Annotated in this window: 2 protein-coding genes (1 of these 2 only partly in view); both read left to right on the top strand. The window is 71.2% G+C overall.

Annotated features, from left to right (window positions below; genetic code table 11):
* A complete protein-coding gene (locus tag WMF28_RS23430; protein WP_437595490.1) occupies positions 1-18,159 on the top strand; it encodes an SDR family NAD(P)-dependent oxidoreductase in 18,159 nt (6,052 codons plus the stop codon).
* Positions 18,156-20,894: the beginning of an SDR family NAD(P)-dependent oxidoreductase gene (locus tag WMF28_RS23435; RefSeq protein WP_437595491.1), read on the top strand. 16,098 nt of this gene lie beyond the right edge of the window; only the first 2,739 of its 18,837 coding nucleotides appear in the window; the start codon lies at positions 18,156-18,158; the stop codon falls past the right edge of the window. The genes WMF28_RS23430 and WMF28_RS23435 overlap by 4 nt, the downstream gene beginning before the upstream one ends.

Here is a 20,894-nt window from a genome sequence, read left to right on the forward strand (position 1 = left end):
GTGAGGGGAGGGAGTCAGGGAGCGAGGGACATCATCGCCATTGTCGGCATGGCTTGCCGGTTTCCCGGGTCCTCGGACTACCGGCAGTACTGGCAGCTCCTCGTTCGGGAGGAGCACGCCATCCGCGAGATCCCGCCGAGCAGGTGGGATCCACGGGTCTATTATTCCCCTGATTTCAACGAGCCTGACAAGAGCATCAGCAAATGGTGCGGGCTCGTGGACGATATCGACGCCTTCGACCACCGCTTCTTCAGCATCTCGGAGCGTGAAGCGAAGAGCGTGGACCCTCAGCAACGCTTGCTCCTCGAGGAGACGTGGCACTGCATCGAGGACGCCGGCGTGCCCCTCAGGCAGCTCCGCGCCCGGACGACCTCGGTGCACGTCGGCTTCATGGCCAGCGATTATCACCAGGAGTCCGCGGCCCTGAACCGACCGATCGACAGCTACGCCGCCCTGGGGAGCTACAGCTCCATCCTCGCCAACCGGATCTCCTATACCCTGGGGCTACGCGGCGCGAGCCTCGCCCTGGATGCCGCCTGCGCGTCGTCCCTCGTCGCGCTCCACGAGGCCAGGCGCTCCCTGCAGCGAGGCGAGAGCGACTTCGCGATCGTCGCGGGCGTGAGCCTCAACTTTCACCCATGGAAGTACATCTCCTTCTCCAAGTCGCGCATGCTCAGCCCGGACGGGCTGTGCAAGACGTTCGATAAGGACGCCAACGGCTACGTGCCCGGAGACGGGGTGGGCGTCCTTATACTGCGTCCGCTCGCCGAGGCCATCGCGGCCGGAGACCATATCCACGGCATCCTTTCGGGCTCCGCGGTGAATCACACCGGCGCATCGCGCTCCATCACGGCGCCTCGCGTGGCCGCCCAGCGGGACGTCATCGTCGACGCGTACGAGGACGCGGGCTGGAGCCCAGAGACGGTGACGTACGTGGAGGCGCACGGCACAGGCACCTCGCTCGGAGACCCGATCGAGCTGGAGGCGCTCACCGAGGCCTTCCGCCGCTACACGCAGAAACGGCAGTACTGCGGGATCGGGTCGGTCAAATCGAACATCGGCCACCTCGAGGCCGCCGCGGGCGTGGCCGGGGTCATCAAGGTGCTCATGATGCTGAAGCACCGCACGATCCCCCGGACGCTGCATGTCCAGACGCTCAACCCCCTTATCCATTTCGAAGAGACGCCCTTCGTGGTCGCCACCCGCAGCAGCGAATGGCGACCGGCCGGGGACCTGCCCCTGCGGGCAGGGGTGAGCTCGTTCGGCTTCGGCGGCGCCAACGCCCACGTCCTCCTGTCCGCGTACGAGCGCAGCCCCGCGCGCCTCGATCCGCGCGCGCGAGCCGAGCTCGGCGCCCCCCATGACGTGGCCTCGCCGTGCGCCGCCGCAGACGGCTCGGCGGCGCACGGCCCCCGGGGACGCGCGGACGAGCGCGAAGGCACCGTGTTCATCGTCTCTGCCCGGTCAGCTCCTTGCTTGACGAGGACCTTGCAGCGCTGGGAGACCTTCGTCGACGAGCACCTCGCCGGGGAGAGCCGGGCGCTCTCGCTCCGCGACGTGGGCGCGACCATGGCCGCCGGGCGGGAGAGCTTCGCCTATCGCCACGGCTTCTACGCGCGCGACGCGCAGGAGCTCCGCCGCCTTATCAAGGAGCCGCCCAGCCGCCTGGAGAAGAGCACTCCGCCCCGCTGGATGACGCGCTTCGGCGCCCTCGCCCTCGGGCGAGGCAGGCCCGTCGCGACGCTGCTCGGCGCGCGCCACCTGATCGAGCGGCACGTCGACGCCCTCCGGAGCTTCCTCGAGGAGCCCGAGCTCGGGCCGGCGGCGGAGCTCTACGAAAGCGGCGACGCGCCCGAGCGCCACGAGCCGCTGCACGCGTTTCTGTTCGGGCACGCGTACATGTCGGCGCTCGCCGACCTGAACCTCAGGCCGTGGGCGACCACCGGTGAGGGTCACGGCGCCTGGTTGGCGCTCGCGCAGAGCGGGATCCTGCCGCTGAGCGCCATCGTGGCGGGCCTCCGGGGCGGCGAGGAATGGCGGCGCCTCCCGCCTCGCCGTCCCACGTTGCCGTTCTTCGATCCGATCCGTTCGACCTACCTGATGCCCTATCGCCTGGACGCCGAGTACCTGTCCTCCCTCGTGGAGGGGCTGCCGGTGCCAGCGACGGCGGTCGAGGGAGTGCTCGCGAGAGCCCGGCCCCTCTGGGGAGCGCAGTTCACCTTCAAGAAGTTCCTCGACGAGTGGTCGCCGGTGCTTCAACCGCTGGGCACGACGCCTGAGCGCCTGCTCCAGGAGGAGCTCCCCGCCTCGGACGCGCGTCGCTCGCTGGCCGCGATCGTCGTGCAGAGCTCCGTGCGAAGGCTGAACCGTCGATGGCAGCTGACGGACACGCTCTCCTCCGGCGATCCGCGGGTGAACGAGCTGGTGGACCTCGTGGTGGACGGGCTCATGCCGCACGAGGCGGTGGTGCGGCTCGTCCTCGCCCCTCGACCGGACCTCGACGCAATCGCCGAGATCCTGCGCCAGCGCCAGGGGATGCTGGATCTCGACCAGCCCTACAGCGTGCTCCGGAAGCACAGCGAGCGCCTCGACGAGCAGGAGATCGGCGACTTCCCCCGGTGGATCCGGGGCATCGTCGACCGCGAGCCCGCGAGCCTGCCCCCCGGCGACGACGTCGCGTTCCTCGATCTCGGGCAGCTGGCGAGGCCCGCCGGGCCGGGGCTGGCCATCCCCGTACTGGATCAGCCCCTCGAGCTCACGGCGCTGCGCCTGTGGCTGGAAGGGACCGATATCCGCTGGGAAGAGCTCTTCCCGGAGGGGAATTTCGCGAAGGTTCCGCTGCCGGGCTACGCCTTCGACAGGGGGCGCTTCTGGCTGCCGGAGGGCGAAGGCGCCCCCTCCCCGGTCAGGGCTCCGGGGCAGCTCGACGGCCGCTCCGAGCAGGCGGGCGCGGCTCCGCCGCTGCCGGCCCGGCAGGAGGGCGCGGACGCCGCGCCGCTCCAGGAGGGCGCGGACGCCGCGCCGCTCCAGGAGGGCGCGGACGCCGCGAGCACCACACCCGAGCGACGCCCGCCGCTCACGCCCGACGAGAGCGCGAGCCAGGCTCGACGCGCCTTCACCTCCAAAGACCGCCTGATCGCCGCGCATGTCATCTCGGATCGCCCCATCGTGCCCGGCGCCCTCATGGTCGAGATGGCCCTGGAGGCGTCGCAACGGCTCCACGCTCACCCGACGACCACCCTGAAGGACGTCCTCTTCCAGCGGGCGGTACCGGTGGATGCACCGGCGGAGCTCACGCTCGAGATCGAGCCTGAAAGCAGGCGATTCAGCGCGAAGCACGCCGGCCATGGGATCTGCCGTGGCGCTTATGGGCACGAGCCCCCGCCCGCGCTGGAGGCCCTCGACCGAGAGGCGCACGCGTGCGACCGCCGGGCAGACCCTGACCTCTACAGCGGCCTGGCGCGCGTCGGTTATCGCTATGGCGCCAGCCTGCAGGTGATCGCCGCGGTCGGGCAGGTCGGCCAGCGTCACGTGTTCGAGCTCCGCTCGGCGGCGGCCGGCCCCGCGCGCCTCGCCGGCTTCGACCCCGCGCTCTTCGACGGCCTCCTGCAGGCGGCGCTGGTCGTGGGGCAGCGCCTTGGGGCGTTCAGGGGGGGCGGCGCGCTCTACGTGCCCCAGGCCATCGCCCTCCTCGAGCAGCTCGCTCCGCTGAACGCGGGCTGCCTGGTGTGCATCGACGAACGCGACGTCTCCGTCGAGGACTACGGCCTGCTCGCCGATCTGCGCGTCCATGATCTCTCGGGCGCCGGCCTGCTCCGGGTCGAGGGCATCTTCTTCCGCAGGGTGCCCCGGGGATTCCTGGGCAGCGCACCGGAAAACCCCTCCGAGCGCCCCGTAGCCGCGCCGCGCCGCCGTGACGAGGGCAGCTCGCCCGGGATCGCTGCGGCGTGCTATCGACCCGTCTGGGAGCGACAGCGGCCCGCCGGCCGCGGGGGGGCAGCGCTGGGCCATCACGCGATGGCGATCCTCCGCTCCGAGGCCCAGTCCGTGGCCTGGCTGGAGCCGCTGCGCGCCCGCTATGCGCACCTCACGATCGCGCGGCTCGGTGGCTCCCCCGCGCAGGCGGGCGACGGTCGGCTCGTCCTGCGCGACGACCAGGAAGAGGACTTCTCGGCGCTGCTGCGCCGCGTGGAGCGAGAGGCCGCCGGCGAGGGGGTGGATATCTATTTCCTGGCAGCGCTCACCCCCGCGGCCGCCCCCGCGCCCTCGCCGCCTGCGCCGCTCGATCCGGCGCTCGGCCCGGAAGACGAGGCGGCGGCGCGCGGCGCGTTCCTGCTCGCCAAGGCCCTCGTCAAGAGCGGGGCGCAACATCACCTGATCATCGGCACGCGGCATTGCCAGGCGGTGCTGCCCGACGATCGAGGCGAAGGGTTCCGCCAGGAGGTGCTCTGCGGCATCGCCAGGACGCTGGCCCAGGAGAACCCCCAGCTCCGCGTCCACCTGGTGGATCTCGACGCCGCCGATCCGCGCGCGTGCGCCGGCCACCTCGTCGAAGAGCGCGGCGTGCTCGACCAGGTGGACCGGGTAGCTTACCGCGACGGCGTCCGGTACGTCCGCGCCTTCGCGCCGATCGAGGAGCCCGGCGCGGCGCCCGCGCCCTCGCCGTTCCAGGACGGTCGGGTCTACCTGCTGCTCGGCGGCGCCGGAGGGCTCGGCCTCCGGCTCGCCGAGCACATCGCCTCTCGCGCCCGCGCTCGACTGGTGCTGGTCGGCCGCTCCCCGCTCGGCGAGGAGGCTCAGCGCCGCCTCGCCGCGCTGAGCCGCGACGGCTGCGAGGTCCTTCATCTGAGGGCGGACATCAGCGATCCGCAGCGGTGCGAGGAGGTCGTCGCGACGACACGGCAGCGATTCGGGGCCATCCACGGCGTGCTGCAGCTGGCCGGCGTCGTGGAGGACAGGTTGATCGTCGGCAAGTCCTGGGACTCGGTGCGGCGAGAGATGGCTCCCAAGGCGCAATGCGCCTGGTCCTTCCATCAGCTCACCCAGGGCGAGCCGCTCGATCTCTTCGTCACCTTCTCCTCCGTGGTCTCCCTCGTGGGCAACCGCGGCCAGGTGGGTTACGCCGCCGCCAACAGCTTCCTCGACGGGTTCATCCACCACCGGGCCCGGAGCGGCGCGCCTGGCAGGAGCTTCGGGGTGAACTGGACGCTGTGGGAGGCCGGCGGGATGGGCACGCATCCCGAGATCGCGCGTCGGTTCTCGGCGCGCGGGCTCCCGCCCATCGGCGAGCGCGCAGCGCTCGACGCGCTCGACCGGCTGATGACCCAGTGCCCGTCGCCTCAAGGGATCGTCCTCGCCCGATCGGCAGAGCACCTCTTCCCCTCGGCGCGACCCGCTTCAAACACCGTCTCTCCCGCGCCGGAGCGCGGCGGGCAGGGTCGAACCCCAGTTAACGAACAAGGGCCAGGGAACGCGAGCATGGCATATCGGTCGCAATCATCGGGTTCTCGTGAAGAGCTCCACGCGGCGGCGCGAGAGGACAGACCGCAAGCGGCGCGCATCGAGGGCGATCTCCGTCGGCTCGTCGCCACCAAGATCCAGGCGGTATCGAGCGCGATCGACGCGGAGGAGCCGTTCTTCTCCCTGGGGGTCGACTCCGTGGCTCTCCAGGAGATCACGGAGCACCTCGAGCACACCTATGGGTCGTTGACGCCCACGCTGCTCTTCGAGCACCCGAACATCCGCAAGCTGGCCCGCTACCTCGCGGAGCGCGCCCCCTCCGCGCCCGCTGCGCCGGGGGAGGCGGACCAGGCTCCGGCGGAGGTGCCGTCGGGCGAGGCTGAGCCCACGCCGCCCGCCGCGCATGCGGTCGTCCCCTCCCCCGCTCCGGAAGCTCCCGGAGACGCCCCGTTCCGCGCCGCAGGGGCAGAGCGCGCCGCGACCAGGGAGGAGCGCGACGCGCCGGGTACGCCCGCCGCTCCGACCTCCCGGCGCCCGCGGCCATCCTCCGTGATCGCGATCGTCGGCATGAGCGCTCGCTTCCCCAGGTCCCCCGATGTGGATGCGTTCTGGGAGAACCTGCGCGGGGGCCGGGACTGCATCGAGGAGATCCCCGCCGAGCGCTGGGACCACCGGCGCTACTTCGAGGAGACACCGCAGCCCGACAGGACGTACGGGAAGTGGGGCGGCTTTATCGAGGACGTGGCGTGCTTCGACCCGATGTTCTTCAACATCTCCCCGCGAGAAGCGGAGCAGATGGATCCGCAGCAGCGCCTCTTCCTGGAGTGCGCGTGGGCCACCATGGAGCATGCGGGCTACGGCGATCCGCGCGCGTACAAGGACGACGCCGTGGGCCTGTTCGTCGGGGTGATGTGGAACGAATACAGCCGTATCGGCAGCCGGCTCACCCACCAGACCGGGCGCTACGCCGGGCCAGGCTCGCTCTACTGGGCGATCGCCAACCGGGTCTCCTACTGGATGAACTTCACCGGCCCGAGCCTGGCCATCGACACGGCGTGCTCCTCGTCGCTGATCGCCGTCCACCAAGCGTGCGCGAGCATCCAGAACGGAGAGTGCGACATGGCGGTGGCCGGCGGGATCAACCTCTCGATAGATCCTGACAAATATCTCTATCTGGCGCAATCCAGGTTCCTGTCCCTCGACGGGCGCTGCCGCAGCTTCGGCGAGGGCGGCACCGGCTACGTGCCCAGCGAGGGCGTCGGCGCCGTGCTCCTCAAGCCGCTGGACCGGGCCCTCGGCGACGGCGATCACGTGTACGGCGTCATCCGCGGCTCCGCGATCAACCACGGCGGCAGGGCCGCCGGGTTCACCGTGCCCGATCCGGAGTCCCAGGCGAGGCTCGTGCTCGACGCGCTTCGACGCGCGCGTGTGTCGCCCGATCAGCTGGGCTACATCGAGTGCCACGGCACGGGCACGGCGCTGGGAGATCCCATCGAGATCGCCGGCCTCACCAGGGCGTTCCGCGAGGCCGGCGCAACGCGCCGGAGCTTCCCCATCGGCTCGGTCAAATCCAACCTGGGCCACCTGGAGGCCGCCGCCGGGATCGCGGCGCTGATCAAGGTCCTCCTGTGCATGCGGCACCAGGCGATCCCGAGGAGCCTGCACAGCGAGACAAAAAACCCCAACATCCATTTCGACGCCGTTCCGTTCGAGCCCGTGAACGAGCTTCGCCCGTGGCAGGCGGACGGCGGTGGCTCTCGCTTCGCGGGCATCAGCTCCTTCGGCGCGGGCGGGTCCAACGCCCATGTCATCGTCGAGGCGCACGAGCCCCACGTGCGCCGCGGCGCGGGCGAGGACGCCGCGGGCGAGGAGGCGCTGTTCCTGCTCTCCGCGAGGAACCGCGAGCGGCTCAACGCCGCGACGGCGCGGCTGCGGGACTTCCTGCGCGAGCAGGCCACCGAGTCCCCCTCTCTGGGCGACATCGCCTATACGCTGCAGGTCGGGCGCCAGTCCATGGATCACCGGCTGGCCCTCATCGCCTCCAGCCGGGAAGAGCTGCTCGCCAAGCTGGACGCCGTGCTCGCCGGTCGCGGCGAGGTGCCCGGTGTGCTTCACGGTCAGGTCCAGGGGCACAAGACCGCTTCGTTCTCCATGGATGGAGACGCCGAGGATCGTGAATACCTGGAGAAGCTCGTCCGCAACCGCAAGCTGCCCAAGCTCGCCGGTCTGTGGCTGCAGGGGCTCTCGATCCCCTGGGAGCTTCTCCACGAGGGTCCCAGCCGCAAGCGGACCGCCCTGCCGACGTACCCTTTCGCTCGCGAGCGCTACTGGTTGCCCAGCGTGGAGAGCGTATCGTCGGCCCCCGCGCCCTCCCCCACCACCCCCGCATTCGAAGCGCCCGCCGCGCCCGTGGGAGCGCCTGCGCCTCGCGGGGAGACAGGCGTTCTCGAGAACTTCTTCTTTCACCCGCAATGGTCTCTGGCGCATTTGGATCCAGCGATGGCCGTGGGCGGCGCAGCCGTCCAGAGCGCGCTCGTGATCTTCACGCCGGAGGGCGCCCCTCTCGCCGAAGCCCTGGCCACGAGTCACCCCGGCGCCCGTATCGCCCGTGTTCTCCTCGGCGCGCAGCGAGAGCCCTCCGCATACAGCCTCTCCGATGCTCGGGACGGCTCGGCGGTGCGCGCCGCACGGCCGTCCCTCGGAGCGTCCGGAGCGGTGGAGGTTCAGGCCGACGATCCCGGCGCGCTGGAGCGCGCCCTCCGGGACCTGGCTGCCGCCGGCCTCTCCCATCTGGATGCCGTCTATTTCCTCGGTGGGCTGTCCGCGCAGGAGCCCGCTGCCGGCGATCTGGACGCCCTGGAGCGCTCCCAGCAACGAGGGTTGCTGTCCCTGTTCCGCCTGGTGAAGGCCCTGGACGCCCTGGGGCTCGCGCCGTCCTCGTGCCACCTGAAGATCGTCACCAACGATGTCTGCGCGGTGCGGGCCGGGGATCCCGAGCGGCCGCTGGCCGCGGGGATGTACGGCCTCGCCCGCTCCATCGCCAAGGAGTATCCCCGGCTCAAGGTCAGCTGCATCGACGTCGGGACGGAGGAGCTCGGACGCCCGGAGGAGGCGCTGGCCAGCGCGGTGATCGCCGAGCCAGGCCACCTGCGCGGCAAGGAGGTGGCGCTGCGAGGCGGCAAGCGCTTCCAGCGCTCGATGGCCGCCCTGCCGCTGCCGCTGCCCGCGGCCGAGCCGTACCGCCAGGGCGGCGTCTACCTGGTGCTGGGCGGCGCCAGCGGCCTCGGTTCCCTGTTCAGCCAGCACCTCGCCGAGGCCCACGGCGCCCGGTTCGTGTGGCTCGGCCGACGCCCCCTCGGCGACGGCGTGAAGCAGCAGATCAGCGAGGTAGAGGCGCGCGGAGGCGAGGTGCTCTATCTCCAGGCCGACGCCGGCGACCCGACGTCCCTGCGCGCGGCCGTCGCCCGCGCCAAGGCTCATTTCGGCGCCCTCCACGGGGTCATCCACTCCGCCGTCGTCCTCGGCGACCACCCCATCGCCACCACCGACGAGGCCACCTTCACCGCCGGAGTCCGCGCCAAGATCGCCGGCAGCGTCGCCGTCCACCAGGCCGTCGCCGGCGAGCCCCTCGACTTCTTCCTCTATTTCGGGTCGATCGCCTCGTATCTCAACAACGGCGGCGCCAGCCCGTACGCCGCCGGTTGCACCTTCCAGGACAGGTACGCGCTCTTCCACCGCGCGCGTGCGCCCTACCCGGTCCGGCTCATCAACTGGGGATACTGGGGCAAGGTCGGCGCCGTCGCCCGCACGGCCGATGTCCAGGGTCAACAGTTCGGCGCCATCGGCGTCGGTCCCATAGCGCCCGCGGACGGGATGGAGGCCGTGCGTCGCGTGCTCTCGCAGCGTGTGCCCCAGGTCGTCGCCGTGCAGCTCACGCGCGAGCCCACGGACCTCCTCGGCCATGAGCTGAGCCACACGACGACCGTCTATCCGGAGCGCTTCGAGCCCCTGCTCGCTCGAAGCTTGCCGCGCATCCAGCCCGAGCTCGACGCGGTCCGCGCGTTGCTGCGGTACCAGCCCTCGTTCGACAGGCTGGAGCGCTTCAGCGAGGATCTGCTGCTGTGCGCGTTCCAGGACATGGGCGCCCTCCGGTCGGGCGGCCGCGAGCCGGCGGCAGCCCTCCGCGAGCGGCTGGGCATCGCGGACCGCTACAGCCGACTCTACGACTCCCTGCTCGCGATCCTCGAGGGGGCCGGCTACCTCCGCATCCAAGGAGACGACCTCCTCATCAGCGATCGGGTGGCGCGCGAGGAGCGCGGTATCCAGCGGCAGATGCAGCAGCTTGCGGCCCTGCCGGAGATCGAGCCGTACGTCCGGCTGCTCTGGGCGTGTTATCAGCGCTATCCCGAGCTGCTCCGCGCCCAGGTCGCAGCGACCGACGTGCTCTTCCCGCAGGGATCGATGGATCTGATGGGCCGGCTCTACAAGGGCAACCCCACCGCCGATCATTTCAATGCTCTGGTCATCGGGAGCCTGCTCTCGTTCGTGGAGGCCCGCGTCGCGCGCCTGCGGCACGGCGAGAAGATCGCGATCCTGGAGGTGGGGGCCGGCACCGGCGGCACCAGCGCGTCCGTGCTCGACGCGCTCGATCCGTACGCGTCCCATATCGAGTACTTCTATACTGACATCTCCCGCGCCTTCACGCAGTACGGAAAGCGCCAGTACGGCCCACGCCACCCGTTTGTCACCTTCCAGCCGCTCAACCTGGAAGAGGACATCGCGGCGCAGGGTTACTCCCCGGAGCGGTTCGACGTGGTGCTGGGCGCGAACGTCGTGCACGCCACGAGGAACCTGCGCAATACCCTGCGGAGCATCAAGAGCCTCCTCAGGGCGGGCGGCTGGCTGATCCTCAACGAGATGACCCGGGTCGTCCATTTCCTCACGCTCACAGCGGGCCTGCTGGACGGCTGGTGGCTCTTCGAGGACGGGATCGAGCGCATGAAATGGTCCCCGCTGCTCAGCGCCTCGATGTGGAAGGGCCTGCTCGAGGAAGAGGGCTTCGGCCGGGTCGCGCCCCTCGAGCACAGCGACGGTGCCTCCTCCTGGACCATCCAGGGCGTGATCGTCGCCGAGAGCGACGGCGTGGTCCGCGGGCCGCGCGCCGAGCGCGCCTCCTCGCGCCCTGATGCATCCGCCGCGGCGCCGCCGCCCGCGGCGATCGCGCCCGCCCCCTCCCTCCCCGCCGCAGAGCAGGCCTCCACGTCGCGGCCGATGTCCCTGCAAGCCATCGAGAGCAAGATCATCGACGGCCTCGCGCGCACGCTGCAGATCGACAGGCCCGATCTCGACTCGGACGTGCCTTTCACGACGTTTGGCGTGGACTCGATCTTCGCCGTGGAGCTCGCCGGGATCATCGGTCGCGAGCTGGGCATCGAGCTGAGGACCACGGCCCTGTTCAACTATCCAACCACGCGCGCGCTCGCCGAGCACATCGCCACCACCTTCGCTCCCGTACAGGCGACCGCCAGCCCACCGCCGGGCGCGGCGGCGCAGCCGTCCCAGCCGCAGCCGCTCCAGCAACAGGCGCAGGCGCAGGCGCAGGCGCAGCCGCCGCCGGCGCAACCGCCGCAGCCGCCTTCTCCCGTCCAGGGAACGGCGCCGGCGAGCCGGCCGGCGTCGCCGCGGTTGGCCCTGGAGCAGGTCCGGCAGGTCACCCTCGATGCCCTCGCCGAGGTGCTGGCCGTCGATGCGCGAGAGCTCGACCTGAGCGCGACCCCGGAAGAGTGCGGCCTCGACGCGCAGCAGGCGGTCGCGGTGTCGAGCCGCGTCAATCAGGTCCTCGGGACGGGCGTCACCGCCACGGAGCTCCTCCGGCGCGTGCCCCTCTCCGAGCTCGTGGACCAGCTCGCCGCATCCCTCCCCACGCCCCGAGAGGCCGACGAGACGCGCGCCCCCCTCGTCGCGGCGCCCCTCGTCGCGGCGCCCCTCGCGCCGACGCCTCCTCCGGCGACCTCTGCGCGGCCTGTCCGCAGCATGGATATCGCGGTCGTGGGCATCTCCGCCCGGCTGCCCGACGCCGAGACGGTCGCCGACTTCTGGCGAAACCTGTGCGATGGACACGACGCGATCCGCGAGATCCCGCCCGATCGCTGGCCCCTCGACGGGTTCTACGACCCCGATCCCGCCGCTCCCGCCCGCAGTTACAGCAAATGGGGCGGATTCCTGAGCGACATTGGCGGCTTCGACCCGCTCTTCTTCGGCATCTCGCCGCTCGAGGCGGAGCTCACCGATCCCCAGCAACGCCTCTTCCTCCAGGAGGCCTGGAGAGCCCTCGAGGACGCCGGGTACAGCGCCGACGCCCTGAACGGGCAACGGTGCTCCGTCTTCGTGGGGTGCAAGGACGGAGATTACGTCTACAAGCTCGGCGCCTCGGCGGATCCCTCTTATCGGCTCATCGGGAACACGCTGTCCATCCTGTCGGCGCGCATCTCCTATTTCCTCAACCTCAAGGGGCCGAGCGTCCCGATCGACACCGCCTGCTCGTCGTCGCTGGTGGCCCTTCACCTGGCCTGCCAGAGCTTGATCAGCGGCTCCAGCGACCTCGCCGTGGCCGGGGGAGTCGCCCTCATGACCACCCCGATCAGCCACGTCATGCTCAGCAAGACCGGCATGCTGTCCCCCACAGGGAGCTGCCGCACCTTCGACGACGCCGCCGATGGACTGGTCCCCGCCGAGGGCGCGGCGGCCGTTATCCTGAAGCCCCTCGACGCGGCCCTGCGCGACCGCAACCACATCTATGGAGTCATCCGTGGATCCGAGGCCAACCAGGACGGCAGGAGCAACGGCATCACGGCGCCCAGCACCCCCTCGCAGGCCGCCCTGGAGATCGAGGTCTACCGCAAGGTCGGCGTCCACCCGGAGACCATCGGTTACGTCGAGACCCACGGCACCGGCACCAAGCTGGGCGATCCCATCGAGATCCACGCGCTCACGGACGCGTTCGCCGCCTTCACCGACAAGAAGCGGTTCTGCCCGGTCGGCTCGGTCAAGACCAACATCGGCCACACGCTGGCCGCCTCCGGCATGGCCTCCCTCATCAAGGTGCTCTGCTGCCTGAAGCACCGCACGCTCGTGCCGTCGCTCCATTTCGACCGGCCGAACCGTCATATCGATTTCGACAACAGCCCCTTCTACGTGAACACCGCGACGAGGGACTGGATCCCCGCCGGCGACCATCCGCGCCGGGCGGCCATCAGCTCCTTCGGCATGAGCGGCACCAACGTGCACGTGATCGTCGAGGAGGCGCCGGCAGAAGCCGAGATCACGGCGCCCACGGTAGCCCCGTACACCCTTGTCCCGCTCTCTGCGAAGGCGCCGGGGCCGCTTCACCGGAAGGTGGTGGACATGATCGCCTGGCTCGACGCCGGCGGGAGCGACCACGAGCTCGGCGACATCGGATACACCCTCGGGGTCGGCCGCACCCACTTCCCCTTGCGGCTCGCCTTCGTGGCGCGCGACACGCGCGATCTGCGCCAGGAGCTCGCGGCGTGGCTCGCGCGCCACCCCGCGGCGGCCGACGCGCCGGCGCCTGCCGGGCAGCCGGATCCCACGTCAGAGCAGCTGGCGAGCCGCCTGGTGAAGGAGCTCCGCGACGCCCCTCCAGCGCGCGCCGAGGCCTACCGCGAGAAGCTGCAGGCGCTGGCCGACGTGTACGCGACGAGGCACGACCTCGAGTGGGCCGCGCTTTACGCTGGTCAGGCGCGGCGTCTGCTGTCCCTGCCCGCGTACCCGTTCAACAACCGCAGGTTCTGGGTGGACGAGCCCCGGCAAAGCGGCACCGAGCACGAGGCCCTGCCCGCCGCCGGCCCCGCGCCGACGCCTCGACCGGAGCGCGCGCCGGCCGAGCGCTCACGGCCAGAGGCCAGCCAGCCGGATCGCGCAGACCCGCGAGCGACCTCGATCCTCTATTTTCAGCCGACCTGGGAGCCTGCGGCCGCCGGGCCCGCGACAGGCCAGCTCCGCGGTCCAGTCCTGCTCTTCGACACCGACGAGGGCGCGCGCGATCGCCTGAGAGATCGCTGCGGTCCGATCCTGCTCGTCAAGCCGGGCGCGGAGTTCCGCGAGCTGGGCGACGGGACTTACGAGATCAACCCTGACGAGGAGACGAGCTATCACCGCCTCGTCGCGGCCAGCGGACAGCAAGGCATGCCGCCGCGCCACGTGGTGTACCTGTGGCCGCGCACGCAAGCTCCCGAGGAGGGTGGGCCGACCGTCCCGTTCTTCCGGGCGACGTCTCTGTGCCGCGCGCTCGCTGCCCATCTCCCGGCCCGCGGCGAGGGCACCGACATCCTGTACACCTACGGGCGGCGCGGTGACCGGCTGGACTCGACCCACGCGGCCATGAGCGGGCTGGGCGCCAGTCTCCGGCTCGACGTTCCGCACCTCCGCCTGAAGGTGCTCGGCCTCGACCCGCAGCGCATGGACAGCGCGGCGCTGAGCGATCTCCTCGTCGCCGAGATGACCGCCCCTCACGAGGGCGCGGTCCGCTACGAGGGGCGAGAACGGCAGATCCAGCGCTCGCGACCGTGGCGGCCCCGCGAGGAGACGAAGGCGCCTCTTCGCAGCAAAGGGGTCTACCTGATCACCGGCGGCGCCGGCGGGCTGGGCCGGGTGTTCGCCGAGCACCTCGCGCGCCGCTTCCAGGCCAGGTTGGCCCTGTGCGGGCGCTCTCCCCTGACCTCCGCCACCGAGGAGCTGCTCCGCCGCCTCACGCAGCTGGGCGCGGAGGTCGCCTACATCCGGGCTGACATCGCCGATCGCGAGGACGTGTTTGCGCTGCTGGGGCGCGTCGAGGCCCGGTTCGGCGCGGTCCATGGCGTCATCCACAGCGCCGGTGTCACGGCCGACGCCAACCTGCGGAGCAAGGGCCGCGAGCAGATGGCCGCGGTGCTCGCGCCCAAGCTGCTCGGCGCCCTGCACCTCGACGACGCCACCCGCCATCGAGAGCTGGACTTCTTCGCCCTGTTCTCCTCCGTGACCGCCGTCCTGGGCAACATGGGCCAGACGGACTACGGCTATGCGAACAGCTTCATGGACCACTTCGCGGCGTGGCGCGAGGCCGAGCGGAAGAGCGGCCGCCGCACCGGGAAGACCGTGTCCATCAACTGGCCGCTCTGGCGAGAGGGCGGCATGGGCGTCTCGCAGGAGATGCAAGCGCTGTTGACCTCCGCCTTCGGCATGACCGCGCTCGACAGCGAGGCAGGCGTCGACGCCTTCACCCGCGCCGTGACATCGGAGCACCCTCAGGTCCTCGTGCTGGCCGGCGACGAGGCCAGGATCCACCACAGCCTGGGGCTCGCGGGGTCGCTCGCGCCCGCCGGCGGGCCTCGCCCTGCGGCCCCGCGGGCGCGAGTGGCCGCCGTCGAGGCGCACGCGGAGGCGCCGTCCAGCGCGGCCGCTGCCCGGACCGCGCTGGCGGAGCGGGTCAAGGCGCTCCTGCTGGAGGCGGTCTCCAAGGTGCTGAAGCTCACCCCCGAGGAGCTGAATTACGAGACGCCGCTGATGGAATACGGCCTGGAGTCCATCAACGTCATCGTCCTCGCCAACCACCTGAACCGCACGTATGGCCTCGCGATCACGCCGGTGCGCTTCTTCGAGCACGAGACGCTGGCGTCGCTCGGCGCCTGGCTCTGCGAGGCCTACGAGGACCACCTGGTCCGGCGCCTCGGCGTCGCGTCCGCGCCGGCGGTCGAGCCCCCGGCCTCTGCCGCGGAGACCTCCGGGCCCGAGCGGCGAGAGCCAGCGGCGTCGAGCGCGCGAGATGCGCGGCGCTTCGATCCGGCCGTGCCCTCGGCCACCGCCGAGCCGGGCGGCTCTTCACGCGACGAGCCCGTGGCCATCATCGGCATCAGCGGGGCGCTGCCCGGGTCGAGCGCCCTGAGTGCGTTCTGGGAGCACCTCGATGCGGGCCGCTGTCTCGTCTCCGAGCTGCCCGGAGACCGCTGGGACTGGCGCGCTCACGACAACGGCGAGCCGAACCGCAAGGGGCTGCGCTGGGGCAGCTTCTACGAGGACATGGACAAGTTCGATCCCATGTTCTTCGGCCTCTCGCCCCGGGAGGCCGAGCTGATGGATCCCCAGCACCGGGTCTTCCTGCAGACCGTGTGGAAGGCCATCGAGGACGCCGGGTACAGCCCCTCCGCCCTGAGCCAGAGCAACACGGGCGTCTTCGTGGGCGCGGCGGCGGCCGACTACCTCGATCTGCTGAACGGACACCGCACCGAGGCATACGCCCTCACCGGCACGACACACTCGATCCTGGCGAATCGCATCTCGTTCCTGCTCAACCTACACGGGCCGAGCGAGCCCATCAACACGGCGTGCTCCAGCGCGCTCATCGCGATCCATCGGGCGGTGGAGGCCATTCACACCGGCTCCTGCGATCTGGCCATCGCCGGCGGGGTCAACGCCATCCTCAGCCCCACGACCGCGCTGTCCATCGCGAAGGCCGGGATGCTCAGCCCGGACGGGAAGTGCAAGACGTTCGACCAGAGCGCCAACGGGTACGTGCGCGGCGAGGGGGCCGGCGCGCTGCTCCTCAAGCCGCTCCGCCGCGCCCTCGCCGACGGCGACCATGTCTATGCGGTCATCAAGGGCAGCGCCGAGAACCACGGCGGGCGCGCCAACTCGCTCACGGCGCCCAACCCGCGCGCCCAGGCCGATCTCATCGTCGCGGCGTTCCGCAAGGCCGGCGTCGATCCCACCACGGTCGGCTACATCGAGACGCACGGCACCGGCACCGCCCTGGGCGACCCGATCGAGATCAACGGCCTCAAGATGGCCTTCGAGCGGCTCTACGAGGCCCATGGCCGACCCGCGCCCGAGGCGCCCCACTGCGCGATCGGCTCGGTCAAGACCAACATCGGCCACCTGGAGGCGGCGGCGGGGATCCCCAGCGTCTTCAAGGTCCTCCTGGCGATGAAGCACCGCAAGCTGCCCGCAAGCCTGCACCTCCGCGACCTGAACCCGTACATCGAGCTCGAGGGCAGCCCCTTCCGCATCGTCACGCGGACGGAGGACTGGAGGCCCGCCCTGACCCTGGAGGGGCGCGCGCTCCCGCTGCGCGCGGGGATCAGCTCCTTCGGCGTCGGCGGGTCCAACGCCCACCTGGTGCTCGAGTCGTTCGACGAGGAGCGCGCCGAGGGCTCGCCGACGGCCGAGGGGCGGCGCGACCCTCATCTCATCGTCCTCTCCGCCAGAGACGAGGAGCGCCTGAGCGACGCCATCGACGCGCTGATCGCCTATCTCCGCGGGACCGCCCCGGAGATGCGACCATCCCTGGAGCGCATCTCGTACACGCTGCTCACCGGTCGTGACGTCATGAGCGCGCGGCTCGCCTGCGTGGCGACCGACGCGGAGGAGCTCATCACCTTGCTCTCCCGCCACAGGGCAGGCGAGGCGGTCGACGGGCTCTTCACCGGGCAGGGGGACGAGCCGCACGCCGCGACGCCCGTGCTGGCGGAGGGGGAGGAGGGCCGGCAGTTCCTGGAGGCGCTCGTCAGCAACCGCAAGCTGTCCCGGCTCGCCCGGCTGTGGGCCGCTGGGCTCACGCGCCTCGACTGGTCCGCCCTGTTCGGCGGCGCCCGCGTGACGCGCGCGTCGCTGCCCACCTATCCCTTCGCGAGGGAGCGGTACTGGGTGCCCGAAGGCGACGGCAAGCCGCGCTCGGGCCAGAACGGCGTCCATCCGCCGCCGGCGAGCGCCGAGAGCGCGCCACACCCGATGATCGACGAGGAGCTCTCCAGCCCTGATGGGCGCGTCTACCGGAAGGACCTGGACGCCGGGGTCTTCTATCTGAAGGATCACGTCGTCGCCGGCGACATCATCCTGCCGGGCGTGGGCCACCTGGAGCTCGCTCGCGCCGCCGGTGAGCTCGCGGGCGGCCGGCCGGTCCGGGTCATCCGCGACGTCATGTGGATCAAGCCCATCCTGCTCGGCGGGCCGCGACACGAGGTGCGGGTCGTGATCACCCCTGGCAAGCAGGGAGTCGAGTACCAGATCCGCCACGAGCGCGAGGGCCACGCCGCGCTCTACTCGCGTGGAAGGCTCGCCCACGAGCCCCCCACGAACGGTCACGGCGACGCGCACCGGTACGATCTCGAGGCCATACGCTCCCGCTGCCGCGAGCGCAGGGATCACGAGACGTTCTATCGGGGGTACCGGGAGGCCGGCTTCCATTATGGCCCCTCGTTCAGGGTCAACCAGGAGGTGCGCGGCAACGAGCGGGAGTCGCTGGGCGCGCTGGTCCTGCCGGATCACCTGCGCCAGGAGTTCTCCCGGTTCGGCCTGCATCCCTCCTTGCTGGACGCCTCGTTGCAAGCCATCACCGGGATCCGGCTCGATGGCGGCCGCGACGCGCCCTCCCTGAGCATCCCGTTCGCCCTCGGCCAGCTGGAGATCCTGGGGCCGTTGCCCCCGGTCTGCTACGCGTACGCGACGCTGGGATCGCGGCGCGGCGAGGGCGCGCGCGAGATCCTCAAGTTCAATGTGGCCATCCTCGACGAGACCGGTCGAGCCCTGGTGCGCATCACGGACTTCAGCGCGCGCGCCTTCAAGCAGGAGCAGGGCCGCGCGCCTTCCGCGCAGCCCGCGCAGCCGCTCACCTACTACCACGCTGCCTGGACGCAGAGAGCGCTTTGAGCATCAAGGGATATTCCATGTCCAGCCATCTTCGTCCTACAGACACCATCCTCGTCTTCCAGCCTGAAGGAGCGGCGTTCGGCGGGCTCGACGAGCAGCTGAAGGCTCGGCTCTCCGGGGCGCACAGGTCGCTCTTCGTCCGGACCGCGGAGCGCTTCACGTCGATCGATCCGCACACCTACGGCATCGACCCGGGTCGCCCGGAGGACTACCGGCGGCTGTTCTCGGCGCTGGAGCAGCGCCATGCCCTGCCGACGCACGTCCTGCACGCGGGCAACTGCGTGGGCGGCAGCGCGGGGGCGGCCGGGGCGGCCGACGCGCTCGCGACCCTGCGCGAGAGGCTCGATGAAGAGCTCGGGCGGGGCCTGTACGCGATGCTCGCGCTGGTCCAGGCCAAGCTGGCCGTGAACCCGTCCGGCGCCACCCGCTGCGTGTTCGCGTTCACCGCCGACGAGGCCGGCCCGCGGCCTCACCACGAGGCCGTGAACGGCCTCGCCAGGGCCCTCACGACGGTCGATCACCGCTTCGAGCTGGCGACGGTGCAGATCGATCGCTGCGACGCGGCCACCGCCGCGCGCCGGCTCGTCGACGAGCTGACCTCCCCTCACCATCGCAACGGCGGCGAGGTGCGCTACCAGGACGGGAACCGGTACAGCCACGAGATTCAGCGGCTCGAGCCCGCTCCGCACGAGCCGGAGCCGACCTCCAGCTTGCCGCTGCGCGCGGACGGCGTGTACCTGGTGACCGGCGGATGCGGCGGCCTGGGCATGCTGTTCGCTCGCTACCTGGCGAGGAGTTACCGCGCCCGCCTGGTCCTGAGCGGCCGCGCTCCGCTCGATGACGAGAAGCGCGCCATGCTCGAGGAGCTCTCGTCGCTCGGCGGTCGCGCGGCGTACGTGCGCGCGGACGTGGGCGACGCGGCGGAGACCCGGCGCCTGCTCGCCGCCGTCGACGCGGAGTTCGGCGGCCTCGACGGCATCTTCCACTGCGCGGGCATCGCGGATCGCACCCCGCTCGCCAGGGCCACCTTCGCGGATTTCGACAGGGTCCTGCGTCCCAAGGTCCACGGCACCCTCCACCTCGATCTGGAGACACGCGACCGGAAGCTCGACGTCTTCGTCCTGTTCTCGTCGGTCTCGGCGCTGGTCGGCGACTTCGGCGCCGGCAGCTACTCCGCGGCGAACTTCTTCCTCGATCGATTCGCCGAAGCCCGCGAGCGCATGCGACGCAGCGGCCTGCGCGCCGGGCAGACGCTGTCGGTCAACTGGCCCCTCTGGCAGGACGGGGGCATGAGGCTAGAGGAGCAGGACAAGGCCCTCTATTTCGAGTTCTCCGGCATGGGCGCGCTGGGAGCCGCCCAGGGACTCGCGGCCTTCGAGGACGCCCTCCGGGCCGGGCGCCCTCAGCTCCTGGTGATGAGCGGTGACCGCAAGAAGATCGACCGCATCCTGCAGGTGCGCGAGCCGCGGGCGGCGTCTGCGCCCCGCGACGAGCCCCGGCGGCCCGACGCTCAGGTCCCCGCGCCGCCGCGCGCGTCCGGCGCGGCGCCGGGCCCGGACCGCCGGGGCGCCGCCGCGAGCTCGAGGCCCTCGTCGGGCCAGGGCGACCCCGCCCGGCCGGCCCCCCGGGCTGCGCTGCGGCGCGAGCAGCTCGTGGCCCTCACGCGGGATTACCTGCGCAGGATGCTCGCCCAGGCCACCAAGATCCCCGTCGACAAGATCCACGCGGACAAGGACCTGGAGGTCTACGGCATCAACTCCCTCATGATCATGGAGCTGAACTCGCTCCTCGACATGGATTTCGACTCGCTGCCGCGCACCCTCTTCTTCGAGTACAAGAGCCTGGCCGAGCTGGCCGCCTTCTTCGTCGACGAGCACGAGGCGCGGCTCCAGCAGCTGCTCGGCGCGCCCCCGGCCTCGTCCCCGATCGCGGCCCCTTCCGAGGAGGAGCACCGTCCGGCCGAGGAGGGCGCGCCAGAGATCGTGCTCGACGCTGGGCCGGAGCCCGCGCTGGCCGCGCCCGCGGCGCTCGGGCCGGAGGATCTCGGCATCGCGGTCATCGGGTACGGCGGCCGCTTCCCGAAGGCCGACGATCTCGACGCGTTCTGGGAAGCCCTCAGAGCCGGCGTCGATTGCATCACCGAGATCCCGCGCGAGCGCTGGGACTGGCGCAGCTACCACGATGATGCCCCGGGGACGCCCGGGAAGAGCTACTGCAAATGGGGTGGCTTCGTCAGCGATGTGGATCGCTTCGATCCGCTCTTCTTCCGCCTCTCTCCCCGCGCCGCGCACAGCATGGACCCTCAGGAGCGGCTCTTCCTGAAGGTGGCCTGGGAGACCCTCGAGCACGCGGGGTACACCGTCGATCGGCTGGTGCGCGGGAGAGAGGCGCCCCCGGGCGCAGGCCGCCGCAACCGGGTGGGCGTCTTCGCGGGCGTCATGTGGGGCGACTACGGCAAGCACGGGCAGGACGAGCTCCACAAGGGCAATCCCGTGATCGCGAGCGCCGACTACTCCTCGATCGCCAACCGCGTCTCCTACGCGCTCAACCTGCACGGCCCCAGCATCGCCTTCGATACGGCGTGCTCGTCCTCGCTCGTCGCCATCCACCTCGCCTGCGAGAGCCTCAGGCGAGGCGAGTGCCACTACGCCATCGCCGGCGGCGTGAGCCTCTCATTGCACCCTGCCAAGTACCTTCAGATGAGCAACCTCAAGGCGCTGTCCGCCGAGGGCAAG

It is taken from the genome of Sorangium sp. So ce590 (genome assembly GCF_051521365.1).
In the GTDB taxonomy this organism is placed as follows: Bacteria; Myxococcota_A; Polyangia; order Polyangiales; family Polyangiaceae; genus Sorangium.